General features: G+C 52.6%; 7 protein-coding genes. 6 read left to right on the forward strand and 1 reads right to left on the reverse strand.

Annotated elements, in window-relative coordinates:
• Positions 1-91: 91 nt before the first annotated feature.
• Complete coding sequence (locus ACTH3S_RS17095) at positions 92-1,915, forward strand: long-chain-acyl-CoA synthetase (RefSeq protein WP_441810219.1); 1,824 nt, start codon at positions 92-94, stop codon at positions 1,913-1,915.
• 53 nt (positions 1,916-1,968) lie between these two features.
• Here the strand turns inward: ACTH3S_RS17095 and ACTH3S_RS17100 are convergent, their stop codons facing one another.
• A complete protein-coding gene (locus ACTH3S_RS17100) occupies positions 1,969-2,949 on the reverse strand; it encodes an NADPH:quinone oxidoreductase family protein (protein ID WP_441810220.1) in 981 nt (326 codons plus the stop codon).
• Positions 2,950-3,174: 225 nt separating this feature from the next.
• Here ACTH3S_RS17100 and ACTH3S_RS17105 point away from each other — a divergent pair, with 225 nt between their 5' ends.
• The 5 genes from ACTH3S_RS17105 to ACTH3S_RS17125 all read left to right on the forward strand — a co-directional run.
• The gene (locus tag ACTH3S_RS17105; RefSeq protein ID WP_441810221.1) at positions 3,175-3,786 is read left to right on the forward strand and encodes a trimeric intracellular cation channel family protein; all 612 of its coding nucleotides are present in this window, start codon (positions 3,175-3,177) and stop codon (positions 3,784-3,786) included.
• A gap of 122 nt (positions 3,787-3,908) precedes the next feature.
• Positions 3,909-5,207: an NCS2 family permease gene (locus tag ACTH3S_RS17110; RefSeq protein WP_441810222.1), complete on the forward strand. Its 1,299-nt coding sequence runs from the start codon at positions 3,909-3,911 to the stop codon at positions 5,205-5,207.
• A gap of 28 nt (positions 5,208-5,235) precedes the next feature.
• Complete coding sequence (locus ACTH3S_RS17115; protein ID WP_441810223.1) at positions 5,236-5,778, forward strand: adenine phosphoribosyltransferase; 543 nt, start codon at positions 5,236-5,238, stop codon at positions 5,776-5,778.
• Positions 5,779-5,820: 42 nt separating this feature from the next.
• Positions 5,821-6,483, forward strand: coding sequence for a fumarylacetoacetate hydrolase family protein (locus ACTH3S_RS17120; RefSeq protein ID WP_441810224.1), 663 nt, complete (start codon positions 5,821-5,823; stop codon positions 6,481-6,483).
• 47 nt (positions 6,484-6,530) lie between these two features.
• Positions 6,531-7,774: ABC1 kinase family protein (locus ACTH3S_RS17125; RefSeq protein ID WP_441810225.1), on the forward strand; the 1,244-nt coding region annotated here is incomplete at its 3' end.

A 7,774-nucleotide genomic window follows, 5' to 3' on the forward strand; every position in this document is an offset into this window, starting at 1 on the left:
ATACTCAGGAGGCTTGGATACGAGCGGTGCTGCACTTAATACTTGAATCCAGGACTAATAGCAACAATAAATTCTCCCTGACGGAAAGACCATGAGCCAAGACAACGTTACTGCGATGGATATCGCACGCAGCCTGCCGGGGATTCTCAAACGGTTCCCGGCTATAGCTAAAGGTTATTACTACTACTCGGTCAAGGACGCCAACAAACCCCTTACCCTCGGAACCTTGGTTAAAAACAACGCGGAAAAGCATCGCGACAGGCCTGCAATTCTGTTTGAGGATTTCAGTATCACCTGGGGCGATTTCAATTCATGGTCTAACCGTATCGCGGGCTATTTTCAGGCTCAGGGGCTGAAAAAAGGCGACTCCATTGCCATCTTCCTGGAAAACCGCCCAGAAGTTTTGGCGGTGGTGGCGGGGGCAGCCAAAATCGGCGTTGCCTGCGCCATGCTAAACACCTCCCAAAAAGGCAAAGTACTGGAACACAGTGCCAATCTGGTTAACCCCAAAATGGTCGTGGTTGGTGAAGAGTTGGCGGCTGCATTTGACGACGTAAAAGGAAACCTTCAGCTCGACCACCCCACGCCTTTCCTGTTTCTGGCCGACACCAATACCCTTAATACTTTCGGCGACGCACCTTCTGATTACGCCAACATGGCGCAACAGGTCAGTACATTTAGCAGCAACAACCCGGTTTTGAGTGATCCACCCAGAGCGGGCGATACGGCAATTTATCTGTTCACCTCTGGCACCACCGGCCTGCCGAAAGCGGCCCCTGGCTCTCACACCAAGTTTTTGAAGGCGTACGGTGGTTTTGGTCTGATGTCTCTGTCTATGAAACCAGACGACGTCTTCTACTGCACCCTGCCGCTGTATCACGGCACCGGCCTTGTTGTGTGCTGGGGCTCGGTATTGGCTGGCGGCTCGGCATTTGCTCTACGCCGTAAATTCTCCGCCAGCGCGTTCTGGGACGACGTGCGCCGCTATGATGCAACCGTATTCGGATACATCGGCGAACTCTGCCGGTATTTGCTAAACCAGCCCGCAAGCGACCAGGATCGCAACCACCGCTTAACCAGAATGCTTGGTAACGGCCTGCGTCCCTCTATCTGGACTGAGTTCAAAGAGCGCTTCGGGATTGACAAGGTTGCGGAGCTCTATGCATCCAGCGAAGGCAACGTCGGTTTCAGTAACTTCCTCAACCTGGACAACACTGTTGGCTTATCTACGGCACCTTACAAACTGGTGAGATTTCACGACGGTACCCGCGACCCTGTCCGTGATGACAAGGGCGTTATGCAGGAAGTGGCGAAGGGCGAGCCGGGCCTGCTTATTAGCGAAATCACGACAAAGTGGTTTTTTGAAGGCTATACCCAAAAAGAAGCCACAGAGAAATCCATTCTGCGGGACGCTTTCAAAAAGGGAGACTCCTGGTTTAACACCGGAGATGTTCTAAGGAACCTCGGCTTTCGCCACCTGCAGTTCGTGGACAGAATGGGCGACACCTTCCGTTGGAAAGGCGAGAACGTGTCTACCAACGAGGTAGAGAACATCATCGATGGCTCTGGGATGGTGGAAGAAGCCATTGTTTACGGTGTTGAGATCCCAAAAACCAACGGCAAGGCGGGCATGGTCACGTTGGTACCGAACAGCGATAGCTTCGATATCAACAAGCTGCTGGCCTACCTGCAGAAGAACCTGCCGGCCTATGCGGTTCCGGTTTTTGTGCGGGTGACCAATGCCATCGAGAAAACGGGAACCTTCAAATACCGCAAGGTGGATATCCAGAAAGCGGGTTACGCTCTGGAACGGCCCCATGAAGAAGTTTTTGCTTGGCTGCCGAAAACCGAGAGTTACACTCAACTGACTCCGGAATTGGTGTCGGATATTGATTCTGGGGAGTTTCGTTTCTAAGTGCGCTTTAAAGGCCTGTCAGCTTTGCACCAAAGCTGACAGGCTACAAATACTCAGCATCCAACCTTCAACACTACCTTCCCAGTAGCTCGACGTTCAGTCAGGGCACCCAGAGCCTTGGCGTAGTCCTCAAACTCGAACACTTCACTGACCTGCGGATCAATTTTGCCTTCGGCGTAAAACTTCATCAGCTCCATCATGTTTTGGGCGCTCGTCTCTGGTTCACGCTGGGTAAAACTGCCCCAAAACACGCCAACCACAGAGCAGCCTTTCAGCAACGTCAGGTTCGCTGGGATTTTGGGGATATCGCCTGCAGCAAAGCCGACAATCAAATGACGACCGTTCCAGGCCATGGCACGCAAAGCCTGCTCAGTGAAATCGCCACCTACAGGGTCGTAAACCACATCCACACCCTTGCTATTGGTCAGGCGCTTTACGGCGTCCTTTAGCGGCTCTTCGGTGTAATTGATCAGCTCATCTGCACCTGCAGCTTTGGCAACCTCCAGTTTCTCAGCGGAACTGGCAGCGGCGATTACGCGGGCGCCCATCGCCTTGCCTAACTCAACGGTTGCCAGGCCTACGCCGCCGCTGGCACCCAGAACCAGAAGGCTTTCGCCCGACTGGATATTGGCACGCTGCTTGAGGGCATAATAGGAGGTGCCGTAAACCATGGTAAACGCCGCGGCTTTTTCGTCGCTCATGCCTTCCGGGATTGGCAGCAAGTTGTGCTCGGGTACGATCACTTCTTCGGCAAAGGCACCGTATCCGGTTAAACCTGCAACCCGATCACCGACTTTGAAACGGGTTATCTTGTCGCCCACCGCAATGATTTCACCAGCCATTTCGCCACCCGGGGAGAAAGGCAGGGTCGGCTTGATCTGGTATTTGTTTTCAATAATAAGTGTGTCAGGAAAATTCAGGCCTGCCGCTTTTACCCGAACCTTAACACCGCGCCCGTTAGCCTCGGGACTGGGCACGTCCTCAATGACCAGTGTTTCAGCTGGACCATATTCCTTACAGAGGATTGCTTTCATGGGGACTCCTTTTGATGAAACTCTGTTGTTATTGAATCAAGCAAAGCTAAACAGACTCCGTCTATGAAGCAAATAAAGAACCTTTATCCATGTGAATAAGTAACGCTTATAACCTAGTCTCTATTGCCCCATGTCCGGAGATGATTCAAGAGCCGTTTTCCGTTATCCTTCGCGCTCTTGGTCCGAGCTGCTCAAAAACTACCCGCCTTTCTTTCAGGGCTTACTATGTTCGACGTTGTTTACTCACTTGAAATGATTGGAATTGTCGCCTTCGCCATATCAGGTATGGTGGTTGCGCGTTCCAAAAACATGGACCCGGTTGGCGTGTTTACTATCGCATTCATTACCGCTTTGGGCGGCGGAACCCTGCGTGATCTTATTATGGGAAATCACCCGGTTTACTGGATCAAACACGAAGAGCAGCCCATCCTGATTCTCGCCATAGCGGTTGTATTCAGCTACTGGAAACGCTCGGAGCGTCTTCGCGAATCTTGGATTGTATTCCCAGATGCGATCGGCCTGGGGACCTTCTCGATACTTGGAGCGCAGTTAGCCCTCGACTTGGGTCACTCATGGTTTATCGCTTCGCTACTTGGCGTGATGACAGGTACATTCGGGGGTGCCCTGCGCGACACCCTCTGTAATGAAGTGCCTTTCATTTTCCGCAAGGATCAGATCTACGCGTCTATTTCATTTGCCGGGTGCTGGCTCTATTTCCTATGCCAATGGGCTCTACAAAGTGAAACCCTATCGCTGACGATAGGCCTTCTTTTTATCGTTATCGTCCGGATGGCGGCGGTGCGTTTCGATATCCGATTACAGCGAGATCCAACCTAAAACTGATGGTTGTCGGCCGCTCCCATGAACCGTCAATCATCTCTTGGCCTGAGCCTCCTCAGCCGGTAAGATTACCGTTTTTTCACCCCACTCCCCCGCATCCTTAGAGGCAGACACTCGTCATGCTCGAACGACTGTTCAAACTTCACGCCCACGACACGACAGTTCGAAAAGAACTGATTGCGGGCATCACCACTTTCCTGACCATGGCGTACGTTATCGTGGTCAACCCGGACATTTTGTCATCCACCGGCATGGATTTCGGTGCTGTGTTTGTTGCCACCTGTCTGGCGGCGGCCATTGGCACCCTGATCATGGGCCTGTGGGCAAATTACCCAATCGCCCTCGCGCCTGGCATGGGATTAAACGCATTCTTCTCATTCACCGTTGTGGGCAGTTTGGGCTATAGCTGGGAAGTGGCACTGGGTGCGGTATTCCTCTCGGGTTTTATCTTCTTTTTGCTCAGTATTTTCAAAATACGAGAATGGATCATCAACAGCATTCCCATGTCTTTGCGTTTCGGCATTTCCGCAGGCATTGGCTTCTTTCTCGCGCTAATCGCCCTTAAAAACGCCGGCATTGTAGTCGATCACCCTGCCACACTTGTTGGCTTGGGCGATCTGAAATCTGCCGAAAGCCTGCTGTTCTTTGGCGGATTCGTGTTGATTTGTGCGCTGTCATTCCGCCGCATTACCGGCGCCGTGATGATCGGCATTATTGCTGTAACAGCGATTGCCATGATGTTGGGCCTGGTCGAGTACAATGGTTTTATTGCCGCCCCTCCTAGCTTAGCCCCCACGTTCATGCAAATGGATATTGCCGGTGCACTGAACGTTGGCATGATCAGCATTGTGTTCGCGTTTTTGTTTGTAGATCTGTTCGACACCTCCGGCACCCTCATTGGCGCCGCCCACCGTGGTGGTTTGCTGGATAAAGACGGCAAGCTTCCGCGCCTAGGCCGAGCCCTGATGTCTGACTCTGTTGCCACCATGTCCGGCGCCGCGTTGGGCACTTCAACAACTACCAGTTATATCGAATCGACTGCTGGCATTTCTGCTGGCGGGCGCACGGGGTTAACTGCCGTGGTTGTAGCCCTGCTGTTCCTTGCTTGCCTGCTGCTGTCGCCGATCGCCAGTATTATTCCGCCTTACGCCACGGCCCCGGCCCTGCTTTATGTTGCAGTATTGATGGCCAGCGGCCTGAAGCTGATAAACTGGGACGACATCACCGAAGCTGCGCCTGCGGTCGTAACCGCACTGATGATGCCTCTGACGTTCTCCATCGCCAACGGCATTGCCCTGGGCTTTATCACTTACGCGGTTATCAAAGCCCTGAGCGGACGCTGGTCTGATCTGAACGTGAGTGTTGTGGTAATCGCTGTCATCTTCATTCTGAAATTCATCTTTCTGGATGCCTCTTAAGCTGCGCCTGGAATGAGAGCCTGATTTTATGGATTACTTTTCTCAAAGCATCAAGCAAGCCATTCGCACGGTGCCTGACTGGCCCAAGCCCGGCGTCGCGTTCCGTGATATCACCACGGTTTTGCAAGACAAAACAGCCTTCCGGAAGCTGATTGATGCATTCGTTCACCGCTATCACGGCCAGAAGATTGATGCCGTAGCTGCGGTGGATGCCCGGGGGTTTATCATTGGTTCAGCCTTGGCCTACGAGCTGAATGCCTCGCTGGTATTGGTGCGTAAAAAGGGCAAGCTACCGTTTGATACGCTGGTAGAAGACTACGAACTGGAATACGGAACCGCCTCTGTAGAGCTGCACCAGGATGCGTTCAAGCCGGGAGACAAGGTAGTGCTGGTGGACGATTTGATTGCCACGGGCGGCACCATGCTGGCAGCGAGCCGACTGATTCGCCGCATTGGTGCTGAAATTGTGGAAGTAGCCGCGATGATTGATCTCCCCGATCTGGGTGGCTCTGCAAAGCTGCAGAAAGAGGGCTTGAAGGTCTATACTGTATGCTCATTTGAGGGTGAGTAAGTATCTCGCCCTTGAGTAGGCGGATAGACAGTGGAGGACACCATGGAGCTATATCAGCATCACTGGAAAGACGGCACGCCAGTGCATCTGCCATTGGGAAAGGTTGTGTGTATCGGGCGAAACTACGCCGAACACGCAAAAGAGCTGAACAATCCGGTACCTTCCGAACCCCTGCTGTTCATTAAGCCCGCCTCCTCTGCAGTACACCTGACTCGCCCTCTGGACTTTCAGGGCCGTAAAGGTCAGGTGCACTTTGAAACCGAACTGGCGGTACTGATTGGCAAGCCACTGACAAACGTCTCTGCCAGCGAAGCTCAGGCAGCCATTCTTGGCTACGGTTTGGCGCTGGACCTTACCCTGCGAGACCTACAAAGCCAGCTGAAAGACAAAGGCCATCCTTGGGAGCGTGCGAAAGCATTCGACGGCGCCTGCCCTCTTTCGCCATTTGTGGCAGCTGAACACTTCCCCAACGACCACATCACGTTTAGCCTGGACATTAACGAGCAACGCCAACAAAGCGGTGATACCCGGGACATGCTCTTCCCGATTGTTCCGCTGCTAGTTCACATAAGCCGTCACTTCACGTTATTGCCCGGCGATGTTGTGCTCACTGGCACGCCAAAAGGTGTTGGTCCGCTTCTTTCAGAACAAACCCTAAAGCTGCAACTAGAGGATAAGTTGTCGGTCTTCACCAAAGTGGTTTAATTTGGGCGGGCACAATCTTTCTTTTCTGGGAGCACGTATAGTCAGGCATGGCAAAAAAACCAGTTACCTCACGCAGCGGTCGTTTCTTCAAACTTGCAGGCATGACTGCCTCAGTGGCGAGTCAGTACGCCGGCCAGAAAGCTCGTAGCCTGCTCAGCACTGAGAACGACGACGGCGCCCGCAGCGAAAGCTACAGCCGCATGGCCAGCCGCATTACCGACACCCTCGGTGAGATGAAAGGCGCAGCCATGAAGGTAGGACAAATTGCGTCCCAAACCCAGGACTTCTTGCCCCGGGAGTTCTCCGACGCGCTGCAAAAACTGCAAAAAGAAGCGCCGCCCATGCCCTTCGATATTATTCTGCATCAGATAGAGACCGAATTGGGCAAACCGGTTGGCGAGTTGTTCGAATACCTTCAGGAAAAACCTTACGCGGCTGCTTCTATTGGCCAGGTGCATCGTGCTCGTTTGCACGATGGCACAGATGTAATTGTAAAGGTGCAATACCCGGGTGTGGATGAGTCCTGCGATTCCGATTTGAAGCAGCTACGCTTGGCGTTAAAGCTTGGGGGTCTGTTGAAGATGCCCAAAGAGTCTGTGGATCAACTGTTTGCGGAAATTCGGGAGCGGTTGCACGAAGAGCTGGATTACGAGAATGAAGCCCGCAACGTTGAGCAGTTTCGGGCGTTCCACAAAGACGACCCTTGGGTGGTTATTCCGGCGGTCATTAACAGCCACTCTACTCGCCATGTGCTCACCATGGAGCTTGAAGAAGGCGACCATGTGAGTGACGTTACGCCGGAGCGTTACGATCAAGCCACCATTAATCTGATTGGCCACCGTATGTTTACCACCATGGCTGATCAGCTGTTTCGTTTTCAGTGTATCCATGGCGATCCTCATGCGGGTAATTTTGCATACCGGCCAGATGGCAGTCTTGTGATGTACGATTTTGGCTGTGTGAAAAAGTTGAAGCCAGAGATTGTTGAGGCGTATCGCAATACGGTAACGGCGGCGCTGGCTGAGGATTATAAGGCCCTGGATGCGTATCTGATTGATTTGGGTGCGCGGGTGGGGAGTCAGCCGGCTATTGATGAGGCGTATTATGCGATGTGGCGCGATATTTTGATTGTGCCATTTAATTCTGAGCAGCCATATGATTTTGGCGAATCCAGTATTCATAAGCATGTGGCGGCTAAGACGAGTACGGTGTTTAAGTATTTGGATTCGTTTAAGCCGCCGGTAGAGAGTATTTTTATTGATCGGATGATTGCGGGGCACTATTGGATGCT

The organism is Marinobacter sp. (genome assembly GCF_052094685.1).
GTDB lineage: Bacteria > Pseudomonadota > Gammaproteobacteria > Pseudomonadales > Oleiphilaceae > Marinobacter.

What these genes read in the sequence shown, in the direction of transcription:
- ACTH3S_RS17095 (WP_441810219.1), top strand. Translation starts at nt 92, where the DNA reads ATGAGCCAAGACAACGTTACTGCGATGGATATCGCACGCAGCCTGCCG.
- ACTH3S_RS17100 (WP_441810220.1), bottom strand. Translation starts at nt 2,949, where the DNA reads ATGAAAGCAATCCTCTGTAAGGAATATGGTCCAGCTGAAACACTGGTC.
- ACTH3S_RS17105 (WP_441810221.1), top strand. Translation starts at nt 3,175, where the DNA reads ATGTTCGACGTTGTTTACTCACTTGAAATGATTGGAATTGTCGCCTTC.
- ACTH3S_RS17110 (WP_441810222.1), top strand. Translation starts at nt 3,909, where the DNA reads ATGCTCGAACGACTGTTCAAACTTCACGCCCACGACACGACAGTTCGA.
- ACTH3S_RS17115 (WP_441810223.1), top strand. Translation starts at nt 5,236, where the DNA reads ATGGATTACTTTTCTCAAAGCATCAAGCAAGCCATTCGCACGGTGCCT.
- ACTH3S_RS17120 (WP_441810224.1), top strand. Translation starts at nt 5,821, where the DNA reads ATGGAGCTATATCAGCATCACTGGAAAGACGGCACGCCAGTGCATCTG.